The following is a 21,020-nucleotide window of genomic DNA, read 5'->3' as shown; positions in this document are numbered from 1 at the left end:
CACCTGCTTTCCTTCCACTCAGGTCATCTCGGTTAAGGTCAAGGACATCTTGTGATAACGCCCGTTAAACTGATGATTGTCTTCCTCTACGGCATACGTCTGCTCAATGCCCAGCTCCGGCACCTTCACCACGATAGCGGTACCGGCGATGACCTCGGATATCCCGATAACCTCGTCAAGCTTGAGCGATTTCTTGACTTTCCCCTTCTCAGCGAGCAAGTGATCCGCTGCTTCCTGAAGCTGCGCGCGGTTCTGCTTTTCCTTCACCTTCTCGTAATGCTGAAGGACGCCAAATTGCTTCTGCAGGGATTTGTTCTCCGCGGTAGCAATGATGGTCTGCTTCTCTTCGCCGCCCTGAAGCTTTACCTTCGTCACTGTCTCTTCAATGGATTCGCCGTACGAATAATCGATCAGGTTGATACCGGTCTCGATGACCCAGTTGCGGCTGTTTTTCTTGTAAGGCACGAGCTGCACTTTCCCTTCCTTGGAATACAGCGAGTAGCGGATGCCTTTCTGCCGGTAAGTGATCGCAAGCGCTTTTTTCACCATATCGAACAAGGTCTCTTCATCGCAGACCAGGTACGGGATGACATACTCCGAGTCTTCAATGGTACCGGCCGGAATGGAAAAATCCGTGCACAGCTTGCTTAATATTGCCGAAGCTTTCATGCTCTTGAACACATAAGAATCCTTGTTGTTCGAGAGATAAATCAGCTGATCGTAGGCGGTTAGGCTTAGCTTCCCGGGCTTGTATTCGGCGTTAAAGACAATCCCGCGGAACAGCTCCTCTTCCCCGTCGTGGAGCATAATGCCGGTTCCGTTAGGGACCATCGAAGGGCTGGCCCCGCCTTCCTTGGCAAAAAGCAGACTGACCGACAGCTTCCGTACCGCCTTTTGCGAGCTGCCGGACCATTCCACCGTTTCTACCAGAGTAGTAACATCCGTTGTTTTGCCGTTGTCGACAAGCATGACCCGGATCATGGGATCACCAGCACTTGGTTCGGATAGATGGTATAGGGCGGTTTAATGCCGTTGGCCGCGGCAATCTTCTCGTAAGGCACCCCGACCATCCGGTCGATGGCCCATAACGTATCGCCTTTTTTGACGGTATAGGAGGCAGGCTTTACGGTCTGGTTCGGCCGCTGCCCCTTGCTGCTGATCTCCGCTACCTTTTGCCCGTTCTCTTCCTTGGTCTCGATCGCACGAGGCTTTGTATACTTGAACTCCCGAAGAGACAGTTCATAATAGATGCTGCCGATATCGCCGGCAATCTCTCGGTAGGACAGCGACTCGATCGTTACCGCCACGGTCAGCTTCTGCCCTTCGGGATTAATAATGACGAACTGGACGGGAAAGCCGCTGAACTTCCAGGTTTCAAGCTGGTCGACGCATTTCTTGGGAGGAGGAATATCCTTGTAAGCGCAATACGGACCGTAATGCTGAGGAAAATGGGAGGAGAATTCGTAAGTCTTCAGCACCGGATCCTGAATGACCGTCACCTGGCCAAGTCCCTGAACGGTTACCGTTTCATTCGCGGAGCCTGCCGTCACCTTCAGCTCGGAAGGATTGACGGGCAGCCACAGCGATTCCGCTCCGTTGTTATAGGTGAACCAGAACTCAACCGGCATACACGCCTTCTCCTTCCGTTAATAAATCCTCTTCCAGCATCCGTTTCAGCTTGTCGATAAAACGGTTCTCGTCCGCCTCGTCATGCACATGGATCTCGCCAACCAGGTTCGCAATTTCAACCGACTTCGAATTGTTCACCGAGCCTCCGCCGGAAGGGCTGTAAGGCTGAAGCATCGCGCTTTGCTGTTCGGCCGAAAGCTGACCGCCGCGGTACTGATTCGCCTGCTCCGAGGTGAGCACCATCTCGCCTTGGTGGAGCTCGGCAATGTAGCCGTTAAAAGGTACCCGGTTCAAGCCGTTCAGGTGGCTGCCGTTGATGGGCGTAACCGCCATATTTACCGTTGCCGTGGCGCTGCCAAAGATCGACTTGACCGAATCCCATATTTGCTGCACCGTCTGGACAAGCGTTCCCCACATCGATTGGAAGCCTTGAATGAGACTTTCCATAAACTGCGTCCCGAAGGACATCGCCTGCTGAACGAAGCCGGTCATCAGGTCATAGACGATTCGCACTCCCCACGCAAAGGCGCCAACAACGATTCCCCACATCAAGGTGGTAAATTCGCCGATGCCTGTCAGTACGGGAGATATGACCCCCCATAGAGCAGTGAGCGTGCTGGCCGCCCAGTTGTACATCGTTGTAAAGGCGCTCACGACAGCCGCGGAGACAATGCCCCAGGTTTCGATAAAAAAGCTTTTAATCGCCGTCATCGTGTTTGTAATGACCGACCACAGTGCCCGCATAGCCGATCCCAAAGTCTCCACCACCGTAAAGAAAGCTTTGACGGAGGCTTCGATAACCGCTTCAAAGGTTCGTTTGATAAAATCGACAATTGCCGGCCCCGCGGCTTTCATAAAGTCCACAAACGAATGAAAGCTTTGTATCGCAAAGGCAATAGCCGCCGCAATGGCCGTGTCCAGCCATTGCTTGATTGCTTGAACGGCCGTCTTCACAAAGCCGATCATGCTCCAGAAGCCCCGACGGATCGCATCAGTGGCCGTATGGAAGGCATTCACAACAAAGGCGGATATCGAATCCCATGCCTTTTGAATGGCTGACCAAGCGGTTTGGACAGCCGATGCGACAAAGCTCGAGATAGCGCCCCAAACCTGCGTAACGATTTGCCATACCGGCATTACTGCGCTTTTTACGGTCTGATAGAGTTGACCAAGCCCGGACACATAACCGTATACGAAGGCTTTGGCGTAATTCACCGATTTCGAGGCAAAGCCGGCGAGCAGGCTGCCTACTTTGCCGATTGCTCCCATAACCGCATTCCGGATCGTCTGTACGGCTCCTTGGTGATCGCCGGCTGCTCCCTGCCATACGCCCTTGAAAATGCCCCGCAGCATATCCATCGCCGCCTGCCCGATCCCAACGATGGTGTCAAAAGCGGAGGTGATGATGCCGCTCACCGACTGGAAGGCGGAACGGACGGTATGGATAATAAAGGACCCCGCTCCGGCGACGATCTTCACCATTCCGTTCCAGATAAGCGCGTAGAATTGGAAGATTCGCATCATGACGCCGGAAACGGTTGCCCATACGGATTGGAAGGCTGTGCTGACCGCCTGCCAGGCCTGCGAGAGCAGCTGCGTCGTCACCGATACGATATTGCTCCAGGTTTGGGTCAGCCAGGCTTGCAGCTGCGCGCCAAGCTGCGTAACCGTGCTGACGAGCTTGTTCCAGCGGGTAATCGTACCCGTTACCAGCTGGTTCACAAACTGCTGTACGCCGGTTACGGCACTCGACCATAGGTGATTCATCCAGGCGCCAAGGTCGGAGAACAGCTGCTTGGTATCCGCGATAAACTGCTTCATGGATTGAACAAAGCCGTTATAGGCAGATACAATCCAAGCGATAGCCGCCTTGGTCTTGTCTTGAATGCCGCCCCAGTTGCCCGTCCAGGCTGCCGTAAGCAGGCCAATGGCGGCAACCACCCAGAAGATCGGATTGGATAAGAGGCCAATAAAGACGCCTATCCCCGAAATGATAGAAGCAACGGTAGAGATAACCGTAAAAGCAGCGAATGCCGCGATAAGTCCGTTCAGAACAGGCCTTAGCGAATCAAAGTTGGCGCTTACCCAGTCGAGTGCCTTTTCCAGCCAGCCAAATACCGGACCCAGCACGTCGGCAAGCCATAGGAAGCTTTTCACCAAGACATCAACGGTCTTGGCCGCTATATTCTCCAGCTTCTTGAAGCCGCCGTTCGTAAGCCAGGTTACAAGCTTCTGCATAATCGGCTTCACCTGATCCAGCGCGGCAACCCCCGCATTTTGCAGGGAGCCCTTAAGGCCTTCAGTCACGATCTCCCACATGCCGCTTGCGGATTCGTTCAGCTTTTTGGAGCCGCCATCAAACCATTTGCCCGCATCCGTCAGGAACTTGTTCCAGCTGCCCTTTTTGAATTCGAAGCCGAATTCCTCCAGCTTCTTGTAATCTTTGCCGTTCGCGGCTTCTATCGCTTCCATGGCTTCTGCGACGGTCTTGCCGGGGTTAAAGCCCGCCATATCCTCCGCCAGCTTAACCAGCTGCATCGCCTTTCCCGTATCGCCTTTGGTCAGCTTGATGGCCTGCGTACCGCCTTTTAGCACATCATTAGCCGAGAACGCGGTTGTCTGGGCATTATCCCGGAGCGCTGTCCAATAATCGGCAAAGGATTTCTGAAGCGCAGCCGCGCTTGCCGCTCCCTTCCCTTTCCCGCCCTTACCCCCGGGCGGCTTCAGCTTACTGACCACAAAGTCGAAGCCAATCCTGTCGGTTTCCAGGTCAGCAGCTGCGCCAACGGTAGCGGTGCCAAAGCTTTTCAGCTGCTCGCCTACGCCGCCGAACACCTCCTGCATGCTCTTCAGATGATCTGCGAAGGTTGGCTTCTTCTCTTCGGCCCCGGCAGGAGGCTTAGCGGCCGTCTTCTTCCCGAAGATGGCCTGCACCGCTTGCTTGCCGAGGCCTTGCTTTTTGAAGGATTTGAAGCTGTTCAGAAAAACGGAGGCCCCTTTTTTCTTTGCGCCTTTTTTGAGTGCCAGTTTAAACCCCGTACCTGTCAGTGCGGCTGCGGCTGCCATTCATAACCGCCTCCTTCCTCTCCCGCTTGCATGGGCTCATTTGCGGCCCTGCGCGCGCGCAGCCTTTCGTTCCGCCTCCATCTCCGTAAACTCGGAGGCATAAATAAAAGCGCGGTGGTAATCATCCATTTGCCAAAGCTCCTGCGGGGGGAGATGATGCTTCTGCCAGACCCGGTGGGAGATCAGCGCATGATAATCGCCACTGCGGATTAGTTTTTTGCTTCATCCACCAGCTCTTCAAAATCCGTGTCAAAACCGTTCACGCGCTGAACGGCTTGAATCAGCTCGGCGTATTCGCCGCCTACGTTCAAGATTTCTTTTACCAGATCGCAAGGGTCCACCAGGCCGTAGCTGCTCAGCAGCTCCTGATCGCGGAAATCCGGATATACCGTGGTCTCAACGGCCAAGCGACAAGCGAACCGTTTCCAGTCCACTTCTTCGCCGACCTTCTTGCCTTTTTTGAATTGCGGTACCGTACACTCGTCCTGAAGCTCTTCAATACGCTTGGTGTCCACGGCCTTGAGCCGGAACGGAATCGGGTTGCCGTCCTCGTCCTCGTAACGCCGCGATACGATAATCTCCTCGATGACCGCCTGCTTCGCCTTGCCTTTCATGAACACATTCATCGATTTTGTTGCTGTTGTCATGGTCCATTCCCCTTCCGAGTTAGAGAGTATTATTCAAAGCCGTCCTTAAGGGCTTCCGGAATTTCGGCACCTTCGAAGGTAAACGGAATTTCCTCCTCCAGCACTTCGGCCTCTACGTTGAACTGCCCGATCTTTACCGAATCGATATTGCAGTTGAGCAGTGTAATACGCTCTGTTCCGCGGCCGGAGCCCGGATCGTCCAGCACGCCCTGCAGCGTGAAGTATACGTCTTTGCCCGAGGTTGCGTATTCCAGCAGCATTTTGGAGAACTTCGTCGTTACTTTATAAAGCGTCAGCGTACCCGTGCCGCTTAAGCTGGTCGTTTTTTTTCCGAGCCAACGGTTGCCGAGAACCGCCACATCCACCTTATTCTTCTCGATTGTCGCTTCAAACGACTTGGCGTAGCCGATTTCCTCGCTGTCGATAAAGAGCCTTGCTTCCCGGCCGTTAATCGTATTATCCGCACGGAACTTTGCCATCGATTATCGCACCTCCACCGTAAAGAAAAATTTCTCCATGCTGTCAACCGGCTGAATGCCAAGATTGACGTACACTTCGTCGCCAACCGAACGGATTGTATCGATCTCGAAATCTTTTATAAAATCAACATTCTGAATCGCGCCGGCATCCTGCAAATCTCTCAAATATTGATTAGCGGCGGCCTTCAGCAGCGCATGGCCATCCCCGTTATTATCGATTTTGCCGATATAGCTGTCGTTGGCGACACGGGCAAAATCATTCGCAATCGCGTCCAGCACGCGGACTACGCGGTTTTTCGAGAAACGGCCGTTGCGGGTTTGCGAGTAAGAAACAAGCGAATTAATGTCCTGCTCGACTTTTACCTTCACGCCGTCATGGACAAAAACGAACTGGCCTTTCTTAAGCGCTTCGATCACCTGGCTGTTCTTCAGTCGCGGATTCGCGTCAACCGCTCCTTCATAAGCGCTGTACGTATTGGATTGAATAATCGAAGCTCCGGCCGTTGTACCGGCTACCCAGGCAACGGCATCCAGCGCGCTCAGCGTGGTGCCGTCCAGCAATACCACGCCGTTGCCAACGCTGACGATTCCTTCATAGTCGGAAATATTGGAGAACGCTCCGTCCTTTACCGGCGACGCGATAACGCCTTGAATCTTCTTCCCTTCCTCCTCGCGCATCCGTTTGATAAACGAGATAAACGAGATTTTCAGATTATCATCCGAGAAAGGATACGCGATAACGTCAAAATGCTGCGTCTCCGTCGCTTCCAGATACTCCGTATGATCCCCGCCGGTTACCGAGCTGTTTGTACCGCCTGTCAGCGGAGAGCCTGCCGTTTTGTCCACGCCCCCCGTACCGGAAAAGGTTACCCAAGCGTTGGCTTTAAGCTCGGATGCGCTGCCGACAACCTGCTGGTCAACAACGCGGCCGCTAACCAGCGTCTTAACCAGCTTTTTCGCGGCTCCGGATGGATCATCCTCCGATGCAATCGCAATATCATTGCCTCTTGTTCCGGTATGTATGGCGGTTGCCGTTACGGCATTAGAGTCCGCGCCAAATGTCGCTTTCGCACGGTCGCCGGCATTCAGCCTGTAGAGAAGCAGCGTCTTTGCCCGTTTCTTCGCTTCGCGCACTTTGATCATTTTGGGATCATTGATATCGTAACCGAGCAGCTCCAGCACATCGCCGTCCGTTTCAATCTTCAGGAAGGTTTTGGATTGGCCCCAGCTCAGCTCAAGCGGCATCGTCACCGTGCCTCGCTCGCCGGATTTGATCCGCTCCAACGCTGCGATTTTGAAGTTCATATACAATCCCGGTCTTACCTTCTCCACGCCTTGAATCCATGTTCCTCCCGCCATCTTAACGAACCTCCCTTTGCATATAGGCCTTGATCAGCGCTTGCGCCTCCGCAATGGTCAGCTCATGAGCGCTTGTTCCGTATAAAGCACCGTCAACCACTTCCGGATTCACCCGGAACAGCTCCCGCGCGTTTCGTCGCAGGCTTTCCGCCGTATAACGCGTCTCCGCCGTTTCTAGTCCGGCAGCAGCCGGCGCGCTTTCGAGCGCATCCGCGGGTACTTGGGCCGGTGGCGGCTGGACCTCGATTTTTCTAGGTCTAGGCATCGCTTTTCATCCTTTCCGTAACCGTTACTGTATTTACTTTCTCGTACGTCTCCCTTTCAAAGCTGATCTGTCTGGACCATTCCAGCGTTAATTGGGCCTCTCCGGTACCGCCCATCTGCAGATCCAGCTTGTCGACGCGAATAAATTCACCGGTCAACGATCCATCCTCCGCGAGACATGGAACACGGTAACGGGGAGCCCGGATTCCATCCGCTATAATCTCGGCAGCCATAAAGGCCTTGCTGTCGGTCTCCTCAAATACCTTGATGACCAGCGTATACGTCTTGCGGAACGACACCAGGTTGCCCGGACTGTCTACCACCCTCGGTGGAGGAAAGGCCAATGCGGGGAATGTTTTCTCCTCCGGCACATCGCCGATGTACTGCTCGGCGCTGATCAACTTCCCGCACAAGGACGCAATCGACAAGATGTCGGCAAACAAAATCGACCAGCCCCTTCATGAACGTAATCTGTTCCAGTGTAAGCGGAGAAGAGCTTATTTTCGGTACATGGCTTGTATGAGTTGCGTATGAAAATCGCCTAAGAAATGCCTAGATTTTGACTATAAGGAAGCGCAATACGTTTATAGACAATAAAAAAAAGCCTCCCGCAGGAAGCTTTTGTTATCATATCGTCTGTCAGATCATATTAGCTGCTTTTAAAATGGAGGATATCGTATGTACAGCTCTCGATTTGTAAACATCGTAAGTGCTCTTGGGTATCTTCAGCACAAATTCGTATATGTACTTATCTTTCTTCTGCTCAAAAAAACACCGGGTCAAAATTTCCTTACCTTCATAAGGCAGCGCCTCCAGCGCCCGTTCGATCGCTTTGCATTTTCCGGCATATTCAGCAATTTGGTCAACCCTATGATCCCACGCGGAAATATCGACTACCGCTTTCATTGACGGGTAAGCTTTCAGCAGCTGCTTCACCTTCTGGCGATCGGAGTCCGTCACCTTAACATGAGCCTCAAGCAGCATGCTATTACATTCCTCCATCAGAATCAAAATGAGCTAGCTTACCTATCTGAACATCACCATCCATTTAAAGGTAATACCTATTCTACCAAATTTTTCTGTTTTGTGAACAGTTCCTTTGGACTATAAAAAAACGGGAATAGTCACGATGGCGTACCACGCGATCTACTCCCGTTTGCTTCAGCAGGCGACTATTTCACCCACAACTCAAACAGTCCTTCCGTAACCCCAAGGTTGTACATATAATAAAGGCCGAACAAAAAACTCACCGTGCCCGCAGCCTGCATCAAACCGCGGTTCAGCTTTACGCTCGTCTTGCTATATACAAACGGAATGCCCAGAATCGTTGTGAAAATCAGCATGCCCGTGATCGTTCCGACCCCAAATATCAGAATGTACAAGGCGCATTCCCATACCGACTCTACCGTTGACAAGGTCAGAATAACCATCGCCGCGCTTCCGGCAAGACCATGGATAAAGCCGATAACCGTCACCTTGATGAGGGAGGATTTGTCATGCCGATGGGAATGCTGATAAGCGCGCTTTACGGATACTACGTTTTTATAACCCAAGTAAACGAGCATAATGCCTACCAGAAACTCCAGCGACATTGCCCAAACTTCCGGCAGCTCTCCCTTTAAGAGGACGAGCACCATGCCTACGATAAACAACGTGCTTGTATGGCCGATTCCCCAAAAGATCCCCGTTAACGTCGAACGCCACAGCTTCTTTTGATTGCTTACCATCGTCGATACCGCGATAATGTGGTCGGGTTCGATGGAATGCTTGATGCCAAGCACCAGACCAAGCAGCAAAACCGTTATTAAACTCCCCATCCCGTATAGCCTCCCAAGCGTTCCTGTCTCTCTACCATTTAACCATTTTGTTCCATCCGAACTCTATCATAAACTTGTTTAAGAGGAATGCCAAGCGTGCTTGCGATTTTTTTGCAATCCTCGTATTCCGGTGCCCATTGAACCACTTCTCCGTTATACAAGCCTTTCTTGACGGTGACCGGTCCCCATTCGGTCTGGACCGTTTCGAATACCCGCTCCAGCCGGTGAACGGTAAGCGGGTAATAGCGGATGCCCAGCGTAGTTGTCTCGCGGAACAAAATTGCTTTCATCGCTTCTAATTTATCCTGCGGGCATAACAGCTGCAGCATCGTTCCCGGCCTGTTTTTCTTCATATAAATCGGCGTATAGAACACGTCATTAGCGCCTTCCTCAAACAGCAAGTCCATCACATACCCGAGCCATTCGCCCGAAATATCGTCCAGATTCACTTCGAGCTTGATCATACCGCTGTCTTCATGCTCATATGCCGGCTGATTGAACATTTCGCCCGACTCCTATCTCCTTCTATTCGCCAATGACAACGCGCAAAACATTCGGATGGTCCGGGAACGTCTTAGTCCCTGCTCCATAACCGATTGCCTCCACCTTGAAGGATGGCATAGGTCCAAAGCTTTCGGCAAGCACTGCCGCAAAAGCTGCGCCGGTAGGCGTCGTAAGCTCCGCACGAATCGTCGACTGCTCGATCGGAATGCCCTTCAGCATTTCGAGCGTTGCCGGCGCCGGTACTGGGTAAATACCGTGATCGATCCGGATTTTCCCGACTCCAACCGGTACGGGCGCGCATCTCACCGTTGTAATCTGCAGCTGGTGAAGCAGTATCGCCGCGCCAACGATATCAACGATGGAATCAACCGCGCCTACCTCGTGAAAATGAACCCGTTCAAGCGGCAGGCCATGAATCTTCCCTTCGGCCTCGCCAATCTTCTTGAAAATTTGAAGCGCGGTTTGTTTAACCGCGTCCGTCAAGGCAGATTTCCCGATCAGCTGGACAATGTCCTTGTACGCCCGATGATCATGGTGGTGATGACCGTGATCATGCGAATGACTGTGACCGTGATCGTGCTCATGATCGTGCGAATGACTGTGGCTGTGATCGTGGTCGTGCTCATGATCGTGCGAATGGCTGTGGCGGCTGTGATCGTGATGGTGGCTGTGACCATGACCATGACCATGACCGTGCTCATGATCATGACTATGCGCATGCTGGTGATGGTCATGATGATCATGTCCGTGTTCATGCTCATGGCTATGCTCATGATGATGATCATGATCATGAACATGGCTGTGCCCCTGCCCCTCCTGCTTCAGCTCGACATCAAACTTTAAAGCCTTGATGCCGTTCTTCATCACATGCTTCCAGGCAAGCTCGTATTCGTCGCTGATCTGAAGCTTCTTCAGTTCTGCCTGCAGATGAGCGGCATCGCCTCCCGCATCCAGGAGGGCGCCGATAAACATATCTCCGCTAATGCCGGAGAAGCAATCGATATATAAGGTTTTCATAGGCCAGCGGCTCCTTTGTTTATAAGCTGGTGGATCAGCGCGGCGTTATATCCGCCGCCAAATCCATTGTCGATGTTGACGACGCTGATGCCGGAGGCGCATGAATTGAGCATGGTGAGAAGTGCAGACAGACCGTTAAAGTTAGCGCCATAGCCCACGCTTGTCGGAACCGCGATAACCGGATGGGCGACAAGGCCGCCTACAACGCTTGGCAGCGCTCCTTCCATCCCGGCAACGACGACCGAAACGGCGGCTTGCTGAATCTCTTCCGCATGATGCAGCAGGCGGTGAATGCCCGCAACCCCAACATCGTAGAAGCGGCGTACGCTGCTTCCCAGAACTTCAGCCGTTACAGCCGCTTCTTCGGCAACGCCCAGATCCGATGTGCCTGCCGCCACAACCGCAACATACCCGTTCAGCTTGCTCTCCCGATTGTCCGCATGCTTCCAGAACAGCAGTCTAGCTACGGCATCGTATTGATAATCGGAACACACAACCCGGATCTGGTCAGCTTTTTCCCGAGACACGCGGGTAATAAGAACCTCGTGATTTTGCGCCTGCAAAGCTTTCGCAATCCCGATAATTTGTTCCGCCGATTTGCCTTCCCCATAGACGATTTCAGGGAAGCCCTGGCGTTTTTTCCGGTGATGGTCCACCTTCGCAAAGCCCAAATTCTCGAATGTCGCCAGCTGCTTCGCCGCATCCTCGACGCTAAGCCTGCCGTCCTGTACCTGTCTTAGCACTTCTTCAAGCATGTATTCACCTCTTAAGCCTATTTGGATCTTTAGAACAATGCTGCAATACCGGCTGCCAATTTCTCGTAGCGATCATAAATGGCTTTATATACCTTGCTGTTCCCGGGATTCGGATGCACGGCTTCCCCCATCGGGATATTAGACTTAATAGAAGCCAGATCCTTCTCTTCCCCGATTGCGACCAGCCCAATCCAGGCGGCTCCCCAAGCTGCGCTATGATGATTCTCCGAAACGTAAATTTCCGCATCGAAAATATCCGCCATCATCTGCAGCCAGAACGGCGAACGCGCTAAACCGCCGTTTACGTAAATTTTCCGGGAAGGACCGGCCAGTTGCTCCAAGGCCCGTCCAATCTGATACAAATTAAACGTAATGCCTTCCAGCACGGCGCGAACGTAATGCGCCTTCGTATGGGCTACGGTCATGCCGTAGAAGTTGCCTCTTGCACGCGGATTCCACAGAGGCGCTCTCTCCCCGTTAATATACGGGAGGAACAGCAGGCCTTCGGCTCCGGGAGCGGACTTGTCCGCCTCCGCGAGGAAGCTTTCATAGCTGCCTTGATCATTCAGAAGCTGCTTCAGCCATTGGAGCGCGATGCCGCCATTGTTCGTAGGTCCGCCGATAATATAGCAATCCTCGGTAAAAGAATAGCAGAACGTCTCGCCGCGGCTGCTGACCTTCGCCTCATGGGTTACTTGGCGGATGGCTCCGCTTGTCCCGACTGATACGGCAACTTCTCCGGCCAGCAGCGCGCCAATTCCCAGGTTGGCCAGCTGGCCGTCCGCGGCGCCAATCGCCACGGGAAGCTCCGGCGCGATTCCCATTTCTTCGGCAATCTCCCTATTAATCGTACCTAGAAGGGTCGTAGGGGCAACAATTTCGGATAGCTGGCTCGCCTGAATACCGACCAGATCCAGCATTTCCCCATCCCACTCCCGCGTATACGGATTAAACAATCCGGTAGCGGAGGCCATCGAATAGTCGATAACCCGCTTGCCGAACCAGCAATAAATCAAATATTCCTTGATCGACATGAAAAAAGCAGCCTGACGGTAAGGCTCGTATCCGGCGTCCTTCATCCACAGCAGCTTCAGGAAGGGCGACATGGGATGGATTGGCGTACCCGTTCTCTCATAGTAACGCTGACGCTCTTCCTCCGTCAGGCGTTCCGCCTGATCCGTTCCCCTTCCGTCCGACCAGATCATAGCAGGGGATAACGGCTTCCCCTCTCCGCTTACCGGCACGAGAGAATGCATAGCCGCTGAAAATCCGAGAACGGCAACCTCGTCCTTCCCGATTCCCGCTTTCTGAATCGCCTTGCTTACGGCCAGAACGGCAGAGCGTTCAATAGCAGCCGCATTCTGCTGGACCCAGCCTACCTGCGGGTATTCGGAGTCAACAAGCTCCTCCGCCTCCGCAATAAGATGGCCAACGCGGTTAAAGATACAGGCTTTGGCGCTGGTTGTGCCCAGATCAAGCCCAATGACGTAATTTGACATTTGATAATCCTTCCTTTTCCCCAAGGTGAAACGGCTTGCCCGAATTATAGATTAAGCGATCGATTCATGCTGCCGCTCTTGTATCCAAGCAGATCAAGGGTTACGTATTTATAACCGAAGGCTTGAAGCTGCGCCACGATTGCCTCGTGATGAGCGAGCACTAGCGTCATATCGCCAGGTTCTACCTCTATTCTAGCAATCTCGTCGTGAGTGCGCACGCGAACTTGGCGAATACGGAGCGATTTCAAATAAGCTTCCGCGCGTTCCACCTTCAGCAGCTTCTCGTTCGTAATTCTCTCGCCGTAAGCAATCCTTGAGGACAAGCAGGCGAAGGAAGGTTTATCCCATGTCGGCAGGCCAAAGACCTTCGACAGCTCCCGAATTTCCTGTTTATATAAATCCGCCTCCAGCAGCGGGCCTCTGACGCCTCTTTCCTTGGCCGCCTGCATGCCGGGACGGTGTTCGTTCTTGTCATCCGCGATAACGCCGTACACCAGATTGGCGAAGGATCGCTCTTCGAGCAGCGGGAACAGGTGGTCAAACAGGCTGCTTTTGCAAAAATAACAACGGTTCTTATTGTTCTCCGCATACCCCGGAATGGCAAGCTCCGAAGTCGAAACGACTTCGTGCTGTACGCCGATTTGCTTCGCCAGCGCCTTGGCTTCTTCCAGCTCACTCGTCGGGTAGGTCTCCGAATCGGCCGTGACGGCAAGCACGTTCTCCGGTCCAAGCGTCTCAACCGCCGCTTTTAACAGAAAGGTACTATCCACCCCTCCGGAAAAAGCAACCACAACCGATCCCATCTCGCGAAGAATGTCCTGCAGGGCAACATATTTTTCAGTCTGCATTTCCATTCCCCTCTCTAGATCGTCATGCTGCCGAAACCGCCGTCCACGCGGATCAAGGTTCCCGTAACGAAGCCCGATGCTTTCTCCGAAGCCAGCCATACCGCTGCGCCTTGAAGCTCCTCCGGCGTTCCGAACCGGTTCATCGGCGTATGACGCATGATGGAGGCAACACGTTCCTCGCTTAATATTTTACGGTTCTGTTCAGCCGGGAAGAAACCCGGAATAATGGCATTCACCCGGATGCCTTGCTCGGCGAACTCGCGGGCGAGGAATTGCGTAACGCTGTTAAGACCGGCCTTGGATACCGAATAAGTAAACACTCTGGACAACGGCGTAGTGGAGGATACGGAAGAAATATTAATTATGCTGCCCGTCCGCTGCTGCTCGATCATTCGTTTGGCGAAGATTTGGCAGGTGAGTATGATTCCTTTCAGATTGACGTCCATGATGTCGTCATACTCTTCCATTTCCAGCTCGAAGAATGGAGTTGCGCTGTTTTTGCCCGGAGCATTGAGCAGAATATCGCATCCGCCTCTCCAGGCTTCAATCTCCGACTGTACCTTGAGCAGCGATTCCTTGGACAATACATCCGCTTGGAACGCCTTCGCGCTGCCGCCGTCGCTGATAATGGCGTCCACGACGTCCTGCGCCTTTTCGATATTCCGTCCAACAATCGCAACATGGGCGCCGTGAGCGGCAAGACCCGCTGCCATGGAAGAACCAAGCACGCTGTTGCCGCCGATGACAACCGCCGTTTTCCCCGTCAAATCAAATAAGTTAGCCGTCATTATTCTTCTCTCCCCATTGTCTCTGATCTAGAACAAGTTTCCGTCGTTATTGAAATCAAGCTCATATAAATCCTTCACGACTTCCATGCGCGGATGATGCTTCACGTATTCCAGGAGAGCTTCCGATACTTCGATCTCGCCAATCTCCAGCGTGTTTTTGATCCGAACCATTTTTACCTGGTCAAAATGCAAAATATTGCACGTCTTGATCGACGCCTGAATCGTCTCCCGGTCATTCGGAAGCGTCGTGGCAATCTTGGTTGGCGCCACAACCGTCGAAGTCAGACCGTTTGCGTACGTTTTCTCCAGGTCCATCTTGTCTACGAGACGCTGCGTTGTGAAATCCGCCGTTCCAACGCCGTTTGCGTTGCCTTCCGTCTGATGCGTCAGGTCAAGCACGGCCATTTTGTTCACGTCCGGCCCGCCATGCGCGTATGGCGTTGGGTAACGGCCCGTAATGTTCGGATCCATTCCGTCGCCGCTGATGTTTTTGCCGATCTGATCAATAATGAGAACATCCAGCTGGTCGAAGAACAGCTTCGGCAGCAGCTCCTTCGCTTGGGCGAGGAATTGCGGCTCCCGCTCTACGATCTCATCCGGGGTAAGCGTTTCGATGTACCGGACTTTATCGAAAGCATTCTCAATCGACGCTACGCCAAACAATACCGGCTTCTGCTCCATAATAAGCTTTGCCATAGCCGGAACATTCTCCGCCATATATTTGAAGCCAAGCTGGTGGCATGCCTCCGCGCCTCTTTGCTTGCCAAGACCGATGCTGATCATCTTCATGATACCGCTTTCCACATGGCCTCTAAATGCCGTATGCGGCTTCACGCGGTTAATGACCACAATACCGTCCGCCGCGGCAGCGAATTTATCCAGATAGACGGGAAGGCCGTTCGGAAGCTCGCCAAGCTGTACAACTTCCATTGAAGAGCGGATCTCGCATCCAGCCGTCTCTTCCGTTACGCCCAGATGAGCGAGCACTTCGCGTTGTCCTTCCGCCGTCGCTCCGCCATGGCTTCCCATGCTCGGCACGATAAAAGGTTTCGCTCCGGCATCCTTCAGGAACTTCACGGTAACCGCCGTAATCTCCACGAGACGGTCAAGTCCGCGGCTGCCTACCGCGATTGCAATCTCCATGCCCGGTTTGACGCGGCTTGTAATTTGCTCCCGCTGAAGCTTCGGCAGCAGCTCGCTTGCGATATCTTCAATTTTTGTATCGTCGAAATTGACTTTCACCTTGGCCATGCGCGGAATCGGAATATCCTTGACCAAATCCTGCAAAATACCCATCCAGTCATCGCTCCTTTTTACGCTCTAATAATTTGTTTGTTTAATGAACAAATTAATTGTATTATAAATGTAACAAGCACTATCTCTATTGTCAATTCCGTATTTATGCTGCTAGGAGGATAAAGATGATTACCGGCGACGCTTCTTATATAAAGAAAATGAATCGCTCTTTGATTCTGAAAGAAATTTTGAAGGAAGGCATGTTATCGAGAGCCGACGTCTCCAAAGTAACCGCCCTAACCCGGGCGACGGTATCGGGCCAGGTCTCGGATCTGCTTGACGAGGAATTGGTTATCGAGAAAGAAATCGAATACAACCAGGTCGGCCGCAAACCGATTATGCTGTCCATTAACGCGGAGGCCGGTTACGCGATTGGCATCGATCTGGAGTATGATCGGATTTCCTTCGCGATCTCGGATCTTCAAGGCTCTCTTGTCCTCACCGACGCCATCAAATTGCAAAACAACGCTTACGCGGATATCCTGACCTTGCTGACCGGGCAGATCAAGCATTATCAGGAGCGCTTCGCTGCCAGCCGGTACGGCATTATCGGCATTGTCATCGCCATTCACGGCCTAGTCTCAACGGATGAAGTCATTCATTATATCCCGTCCTTTGACTGGCATGACGTCCCGCTGAAGAGCGATCTGGAGAACGCTCTTGGCCTGCAGGTCAAGCTGGAGAACAATGCGAATCTCAGCGCTTTCGCGGAGCGCGTTTTTTTCCATCACGAGACTAACGATCTGTTAAGCGTCACGTTGCATTCCGGCATCGGGATGGGCATGATGATAAATCATTCCTTCTTCCGGGGGCAAGACGGATTTGCCGGGGAGATTGGTCATATGATTGTTATGCCTGGCGGCCTTCCGTGCAATTGCGGCAATCAAGGCTGCTGGGAGAAATACGCTTCCGAGACAAGCGTCCTCCAGCAATTGCGCGCCAAGAAGCCGGACGCGGACATCACCTACGCGCAAATTGAACGCTGGATGGAGGAGAAGGACCCGGACGTGACGGAAATAATGGAGCAGTTCATCTATTATCTGTCCATCGGTCTTAATAACATTATTAATATTTATAACCCGGAGGTTGTTATTCTGGACAGCGAATTGCTGCGGATTTATCCGGACTCCCTCCCGCTCATTGAATCGAATTTAAACTCCAGAGTCAGCCACTACCGGGAAATCAAAATTTCCACCATCGGGAAAAAATCCTGCGTGCTTGGCGCATGCGCGATTGCGATCCAGAACTTTCTGCAGGTTCCTGTCTTAAATCTTCCATATAAAGGTTAACGCAAAAAAGCGGTGCAGAGGTTGTTCTCTGCACCGCTTTGCTGTTAGTCGTGGAAGTTCGTTCCGTCCGTTACAGCCTTCACGTAACCCGCACGGATAACAAAGTCGCCAAAATTCTCGCCTTGGTTCCGTTCAGCTGCATAACGGTTGATGATAGGTGTAAGGGTATCAATGATTTCGTCTTCGCCGATGTTTTCTTTGTACATCTTGCTGAGACGGTCGCCCGCGAAGCCTGCGCCCATGTACATGTTGTATTTGCCAGGCGATTTGCCGATAAACGAAATTTCGCCAAGCGCCGGACGCGCGCAGCCGTTCGGGCAGCCCGTCATCCGAATGTTGATCTCTTGGTCCCGGAGTCCCGCGTTAGCAAGGATTGGTTCCAGACGGTCGATCAGCGACGGCAGGTAACGCTCTGCTTCCGCCATGGCAAGACCGCAGGTTGGAAGGGCTACGCAGGACAATGCGCTGCGGCGGAGCGCCGAATAGTTCGAGCCTTCCGCAATGCCGAATTCCTTCAATATAGCAACGATTTTGGTCTTCTTCTGAGCCGTAACGTTCGCTATAACCAGGTTCTGGTTAGCCGTTAAACGGAAATCCCCCGTATGAATCTTCGCAATTTCGCGAAGCGCCGATCTCAGCTTATTGTCTTCCGTATCAACCACGCGGCCGGCTTGAACATACAGATTCAGATTCCATTTGCCGTCTTTTCCTTTAATCCAGCCGTAACGGTCGCCCGTATGCTCGAAGCGGAATTCGCGGGCAGGAGCAAGCTCCCAGCCCAGACGGTCCTGCAGCTCATCCATGAACCAAGGAAGGCCGTGACGGTCAATCGTATATTTGAAACGAGCGTATTTGCGTACGGAACGGTTTCCGTAGTCGCGTTGAATCGTCACGACTTTTTCCGCCAGATCCAATACTTGATCAGGGGTTACAAAGCCGATGACTTTAGCAAGCTGCGGGTAAGTCGCCGTATCGCCATGCGTCATGCCCATGCCGCCGCCAACGCTGACGTTAAAGCCGGCAAGCTTGCCGTCTTCGCCCAGGATCGCAATAAAGCCAAGATCCTGCGAGTACACGTCCACGTCATTCGAAGGAGGTACGGCAATACCGATCTTGAACTTACGAGGCAGGTAGACCGGACCGTAAATCGGTTCAACCTCGCCTTGCTCCGCGCCGTCTACGACCTTCTCGCCATCCAGCCAGATTTCATGGTAAGCAGGCGTTTTTGGCGCCAGATGCGATGTCAGCTGCTGCGCCCAGTAGAATACTTCGCTATGAAGCTCCGACTGGTACGGATTCGGGTTGCACATCACGTTACGGCTAACGTCGCCGCAAGCGGCAAGCGTCGTCAGCATCGCTTCATTGATCTCTTGAATGGTTTTCTTCAGGTTCCATTTCAATACCCCATGCAGCTGGAACGCTTGACGCGTAGTCAGCTTCAGGCTGCCTGTACCGTATTTGTCAGCCAGGCTGTCCATCAGAAGCCATTGCTCCGGAGTCGCTACACCGCCCGGTGTAACGACGCGAAGCATAAATTGATAATACGGCTCGAGCTTTTGCTTCTCGCGCTCGTTGCGATAATCGCGGTCGTCCTGCATGTAGCTGCCGTGGAATTTCAGAAGTCGGTTATCCAGCTCGGGAAGTCCGCCTGTAATCCGGTTTGCCAGCGAGTCGGTCAACGAACCGCGCAAATAGTTACTTTCGAGTTTCAGATGTTCCACGTCGCTCGGCGGTCCGCCGACGGGCTCGACTTTATGGTTCTTTGCCATTGCTGTTAGCTCCTTTGCCCCATGTAATGGGCCCATACTTATCTATTTGCTATGCGCTGCCGATCGAGCGCCTAGTATACGTCGCGTTGGTAGCGTCCTTGCTCTTGCAATGCGGACAGGTAGGCTGCCGCATCCTCAGGCGATTTGCCGCCGTATTGGCCGATAATCGTCAGGAGCGCGGATTGAACGTCATGCGCCATGTGCTTCTCGTCGCCGCAGACATAAACATGAGCGCCGTTTTCCAGCCACTTGTACAGCTCTGCGCCATTTTCCAGCATGCGGTGTTGCACGTAGACCTTCTCTTCCGTATCGCGGGAGAATGCTACGTCCAGCTTCGACAATACGCCGTCCTTCAGCATGCGCTGCCAATCGGTTTGATACAGGAAGTCCGTTACGAAATGGCGATCACCGTAGAACAGCCAAGTCTGGCCTTCGGCACCCGATTCCTCGCGCTCTTCCAGGAAGGCGCGGAACGGTGCAACGCCAGTACCCGGACCAACCATGATCACAGGCGTTTCCGGACTAACCGGCGGTTTGAAGTTCGGGTTCTGTTGGATAAAGATCGGCAGCTTGTCGCCAGGCTGCAGACGTTCGGATACAAATACCGAGCATACGCCTTTGCGGTCGCGGCCATGCGCTTCGTATTCCACCTTGCGGATGGTCAGATGCACTTCTTCCGGATGCGCTTCGATGCTGCTTGCGATCGAATATAGACGCGGAGGCAGCTTGCGGAGCAAGTTTGCGACATCCGCTGCTTTCAGTGTCCAAGGCGCGAAATCACGGAACAGGTCAAGCAGATCGCGTCCGTTCAGGTACGCCTTCAATTCTTCTTTATTTTCCGGTTTAACAAGCTCGGCAAGCTTGGCATTGCCCGAGAAAGCGACGGCTTTTTCCAGCAGCGGCTTCGTTAATACCGTAATTTCATAATGGTGGAGCAGAGCTTCACGCAGCGCTGAAGTCTCTCCGGCTTTACCCGTTACAACCTTCTCATTCGCATCCCAGTTAAGAAGCGCGATGATGTCGTTTACTAATGCAGGATCGTTTTGCGCGTATACGCCAACCGCATCGCCAGGCGCATAAGTCAGACCGGATCCTTCTAGCGACAGCTCCAAATGGCGCGTCTCGCGATCGGAGCCTCTGCCGTTCAGGTTCAAGCTGTCCAGCACTTCGGCCATAAACGGATTCGAACGGGAGTATTCGGACTCGCCGGCTGCTGCCGGGGAAGCCGATACCGCAGCTCCTTGCGGAGCTGCCGCTGCCGATGGCGCAGCGCTAACCGCTCCGCTGACTGCCGCAAGCCAGCCGGCTGCCGCATCTTCGAAATCAACGTCGCAGTCCACGCGGTCTACGATACGTTCAGCGCCAAGCTCAGCGAGACGGGAGTCAAAGTCTGCGCCTGTTTTGCAGAAAAATTCGTACGATGTGTCGCCAAGAGCCAGCACGGAGAACTTCATGCCCTCCAGCTTCGGTGCACGTTTGCCATGCAGGAATTCGTAGAATGTCAAGGCATTATCCGGCGGATCTCCTTCGCCATGCGTGCTTGCGAGGATAAACAAATAGCCGACTTCTTTTAATTTGTTGGTCTTGAACTTGTTCATCGCCGACAACGTTACGTCAAAGCCTTGCGCTTTCAGCTTCTCGGCAAGACGGCCAGCCAATCTTTGCGCATTGCCTGTTTGCGATCCGAACAAAATGGTAGCATCCTTAGGACCTTGCGGCACGGCAGGTACTACGGAAAGTGCAGTCGCAGGCGCTTCCGCGATAGCGGCTCCCGCGGCAACCGATGCCAGAGCCGTGTTATTGCCCGCGCCGTAAAAAGCTAAATAACCGCTCAGCCATTGCATTTGAGATCCTGTTAAAGTTGGGAGCAGCTTGTTAAGCAGTTCTGCCTGCTCGCCCGTAAACGGACTATTCGTCACTTGAAGTTGCAAACAACATCCACCTCACATCAATCTATAAAATCCGACTTCGACACTCTGTTTTTTACTATACTT

The 21,020-nt window shown here is 53.0% G+C and carries 20 protein-coding genes; 1 reads left to right on the top strand and 19 read right to left on the bottom strand.

Features of this window, described 5'->3' with window-relative positions; all coding sequences use genetic code 11:
• Nucleotides 1–18 precede the first annotated feature (18 nt).
• From ACR9FF_RS08575 to ACR9FF_RS08495, 17 genes are all read right to left on the bottom strand, one after another.
• A complete protein-coding gene (locus tag ACR9FF_RS08575) occupies nt 19–981 on the bottom strand; it encodes an XkdQ/YqbQ family protein (protein ID WP_435170354.1) in 963 nt (320 codons plus the stop codon).
• Nucleotides 978–1,628, bottom strand: a complete 651-nt coding sequence (locus tag ACR9FF_RS08570) for a LysM peptidoglycan-binding domain-containing protein (protein ID WP_435170352.1) — start codon at nt 1,626–1,628, stop codon at nt 978–980. The genes ACR9FF_RS08575 and ACR9FF_RS08570 overlap by 4 nt, the downstream gene beginning before the upstream one ends.
• On the bottom strand, nt 1,618–4,695 hold the full coding sequence (locus tag ACR9FF_RS08565) for a phage tail protein (RefSeq protein ID WP_435170350.1): 3,078 nt from the start codon (nt 4,693–4,695) through the stop codon (nt 1,618–1,620). Before ACR9FF_RS08565 ends, ACR9FF_RS08570 begins: the two co-directional genes overlap by 11 nt.
• Nucleotides 4,696–4,904: 209 nt before the next feature.
• A complete protein-coding gene (locus ACR9FF_RS08560) occupies nt 4,905–5,342 on the bottom strand; it encodes a phage tail assembly chaperone (RefSeq protein WP_201004348.1) in 438 nt (145 codons plus the stop codon).
• Between the two features lie 29 nt (nt 5,343–5,371).
• Entirely contained in the window at nt 5,372–5,821 is a 450-nt protein-coding gene (locus tag ACR9FF_RS08555; protein ID WP_127496018.1) for a phage tail tube protein, read from the bottom strand.
• Nucleotides 5,822–5,824: 3 nt separating this feature from the next.
• Complete coding sequence (locus ACR9FF_RS08550; RefSeq protein ID WP_435170347.1) at nt 5,825–7,180, bottom strand: phage tail sheath family protein; 1,356 nt, start codon at nt 7,178–7,180, stop codon at nt 5,825–5,827.
• Between the two features lies 1 nt (nt 7,181).
• A complete protein-coding gene (locus ACR9FF_RS08545) occupies nt 7,182–7,445 on the bottom strand; it encodes a hypothetical protein (protein WP_127496020.1) in 264 nt (87 codons plus the stop codon).
• Nucleotides 7,438–7,887 carry a hypothetical protein gene (locus ACR9FF_RS08540; RefSeq protein ID WP_127496021.1) on the bottom strand — a complete coding sequence of 150 codons (450 nt, stop codon included), beginning with the start codon at nt 7,885–7,887 and terminating at the stop codon, nt 7,438–7,440. The genes ACR9FF_RS08545 and ACR9FF_RS08540 overlap by 8 nt, the downstream gene beginning before the upstream one ends.
• A gap of 196 nt (nt 7,888–8,083) precedes the next feature.
• On the bottom strand, nt 8,084–8,428 hold the full coding sequence (locus ACR9FF_RS08535) for a hypothetical protein (RefSeq protein ID WP_201004344.1): 345 nt from the start codon (nt 8,426–8,428) through the stop codon (nt 8,084–8,086).
• Between the two features lie 188 nt (nt 8,429–8,616).
• Entirely contained in the window at nt 8,617–9,261 is a 645-nt protein-coding gene (locus ACR9FF_RS08530; RefSeq protein WP_201004341.1) for a HupE/UreJ family protein, read from the bottom strand.
• Between the two features lie 38 nt (nt 9,262–9,299).
• A complete protein-coding gene (larC, locus tag ACR9FF_RS08525) occupies nt 9,300–9,764 on the bottom strand; it encodes a nickel insertion protein (RefSeq protein ID WP_201004339.1) in 465 nt (154 codons plus the stop codon).
• A 22-nt stretch (nt 9,765–9,786) separates the two neighbouring features.
• Complete coding sequence (locus ACR9FF_RS08520; RefSeq protein WP_435170343.1) at nt 9,787–10,782, bottom strand: LarC family nickel insertion protein; 996 nt, start codon at nt 10,780–10,782, stop codon at nt 9,787–9,789.
• On the bottom strand, nt 10,779–11,537 hold the full coding sequence (larB, locus tag ACR9FF_RS08515) for a nickel pincer cofactor biosynthesis protein LarB (protein WP_435170341.1): 759 nt from the start codon (nt 11,535–11,537) through the stop codon (nt 10,779–10,781). Before larB ends, ACR9FF_RS08520 begins: the two co-directional genes overlap by 4 nt.
• Before the next feature lie 29 nt (nt 11,538–11,566).
• Nucleotides 11,567–13,036, bottom strand: coding sequence for a gluconokinase (locus tag ACR9FF_RS08510; protein WP_435170339.1), 1,470 nt, complete (start codon nt 13,034–13,036; stop codon nt 11,567–11,569).
• Between the two features lie 44 nt (nt 13,037–13,080).
• Nucleotides 13,081–13,884 carry an ATP-dependent sacrificial sulfur transferase LarE gene (larE, locus tag ACR9FF_RS08505; protein WP_127496028.1) on the bottom strand — a complete coding sequence of 268 codons (804 nt, stop codon included), beginning with the start codon at nt 13,882–13,884 and terminating at the stop codon, nt 13,081–13,083.
• A 14-nt stretch (nt 13,885–13,898) separates the two neighbouring features.
• Complete coding sequence (locus tag ACR9FF_RS08500) at nt 13,899–14,672, bottom strand: SDR family oxidoreductase (protein WP_201004331.1); 774 nt, start codon at nt 14,670–14,672, stop codon at nt 13,899–13,901.
• A 27-nt stretch (nt 14,673–14,699) separates the two neighbouring features.
• Nucleotides 14,700–15,968, bottom strand: coding sequence for a lactate racemase domain-containing protein (locus ACR9FF_RS08495; RefSeq protein ID WP_127496030.1), 1,269 nt, complete (start codon nt 15,966–15,968; stop codon nt 14,700–14,702).
• A 125-nt stretch (nt 15,969–16,093) separates the two neighbouring features.
• Between ACR9FF_RS08495 and ACR9FF_RS08490 the strand changes: the two genes are divergently transcribed.
• Nucleotides 16,094–17,257: an ROK family protein gene (locus ACR9FF_RS08490; RefSeq protein WP_435170336.1), complete on the top strand. Its 1,164-nt coding sequence runs from the start codon at nt 16,094–16,096 to the stop codon at nt 17,255–17,257.
• A 44-nt stretch (nt 17,258–17,301) separates the two neighbouring features.
• Here the strand turns inward: ACR9FF_RS08490 and cysI are convergent, their stop codons facing one another.
• A complete protein-coding gene (gene cysI / locus ACR9FF_RS08485; RefSeq protein WP_201004325.1) occupies nt 17,302–19,026 on the bottom strand; it encodes an assimilatory sulfite reductase (NADPH) hemoprotein subunit in 1,725 nt (574 codons plus the stop codon).
• Between the two features lie 71 nt (nt 19,027–19,097).
• Nucleotides 19,098–20,957, bottom strand: coding sequence for an assimilatory sulfite reductase (NADPH) flavoprotein subunit (locus ACR9FF_RS08480; RefSeq protein WP_435170334.1), 1,860 nt, complete (start codon nt 20,955–20,957; stop codon nt 19,098–19,100).
• Nucleotides 20,958–21,020 lie beyond the last annotated feature (63 nt).

Source organism: Paenibacillus glycanilyticus, assembly GCF_051200795.1.
Taxonomy (GTDB): domain Bacteria; phylum Bacillota; class Bacilli; order Paenibacillales; family Paenibacillaceae; genus Pristimantibacillus; species Pristimantibacillus glycanilyticus.
This window is presented reverse-complemented; position numbering and strand designations above follow the sequence as displayed.

What these genes read in the sequence shown, in the direction of transcription:
- ACR9FF_RS08575 (WP_435170354.1), bottom strand. Translation starts at nt 981, where the DNA reads ATGATCCGGGTCATGCTTGTCGACAACGGCAAAACAACGGATGTTACT.
- ACR9FF_RS08570 (WP_435170352.1), bottom strand. Translation starts at nt 1,628, where the DNA reads ATGCCGGTTGAGTTCTGGTTCACCTATAACAACGGAGCGGAATCGCTG.
- ACR9FF_RS08565 (WP_435170350.1), bottom strand. Translation starts at nt 4,695, where the DNA reads ATGGCAGCCGCAGCCGCACTGACAGGTACGGGGTTTAAACTGGCACTC.
- ACR9FF_RS08560 (WP_201004348.1), bottom strand. Translation starts at nt 5,342, where the DNA reads ATGACAACAGCAACAAAATCGATGAATGTGTTCATGAAAGGCAAGGCG.
- ACR9FF_RS08555 (WP_127496018.1), bottom strand. Translation starts at nt 5,821, where the DNA reads ATGGCAAAGTTCCGTGCGGATAATACGATTAACGGCCGGGAAGCAAGG.
- ACR9FF_RS08550 (WP_435170347.1), bottom strand. Translation starts at nt 7,180, where the DNA reads ATGGCGGGAGGAACATGGATTCAAGGCGTGGAGAAGGTAAGACCGGGA.
- ACR9FF_RS08545 (WP_127496020.1), bottom strand. Translation starts at nt 7,445, where the DNA reads ATGCCTAGACCTAGAAAAATCGAGGTCCAGCCGCCACCGGCCCAAGTA.
- ACR9FF_RS08535 (WP_201004344.1), bottom strand. Translation starts at nt 8,428, where the DNA reads ATGCTGCTTGAGGCTCATGTTAAGGTGACGGACTCCGATCGCCAGAAG.
- ACR9FF_RS08530 (WP_201004341.1), bottom strand. Translation starts at nt 9,261, where the DNA reads ATGGGGAGTTTAATAACGGTTTTGCTGCTTGGTCTGGTGCTTGGCATC.
- larC (WP_201004339.1), bottom strand. Translation starts at nt 9,764, where the DNA reads ATGTTCAATCAGCCGGCATATGAGCATGAAGACAGCGGTATGATCAAG.
- ACR9FF_RS08520 (WP_435170343.1), bottom strand. Translation starts at nt 10,782, where the DNA reads ATGAAAACCTTATATATCGATTGCTTCTCCGGCATTAGCGGAGATATG.
- larB (WP_435170341.1), bottom strand. Translation starts at nt 11,537, where the DNA reads ATGCTTGAAGAAGTGCTAAGACAGGTACAGGACGGCAGGCTTAGCGTC.
- ACR9FF_RS08510 (WP_435170339.1), bottom strand. Translation starts at nt 13,036, where the DNA reads ATGTCAAATTACGTCATTGGGCTTGATCTGGGCACAACCAGCGCCAAA.
- larE (WP_127496028.1), bottom strand. Translation starts at nt 13,884, where the DNA reads ATGCAGACTGAAAAATATGTTGCCCTGCAGGACATTCTTCGCGAGATG.
- ACR9FF_RS08500 (WP_201004331.1), bottom strand. Translation starts at nt 14,672, where the DNA reads ATGACGGCTAACTTATTTGATTTGACGGGGAAAACGGCGGTTGTCATC.
- ACR9FF_RS08495 (WP_127496030.1), bottom strand. Translation starts at nt 15,968, where the DNA reads ATGGGTATTTTGCAGGATTTGGTCAAGGATATTCCGATTCCGCGCATG.
- ACR9FF_RS08490 (WP_435170336.1), top strand. Translation starts at nt 16,094, where the DNA reads ATGATTACCGGCGACGCTTCTTATATAAAGAAAATGAATCGCTCTTTG.
- cysI (WP_201004325.1), bottom strand. Translation starts at nt 19,026, where the DNA reads ATGGCAAAGAACCATAAAGTCGAGCCCGTCGGCGGACCGCCGAGCGAC.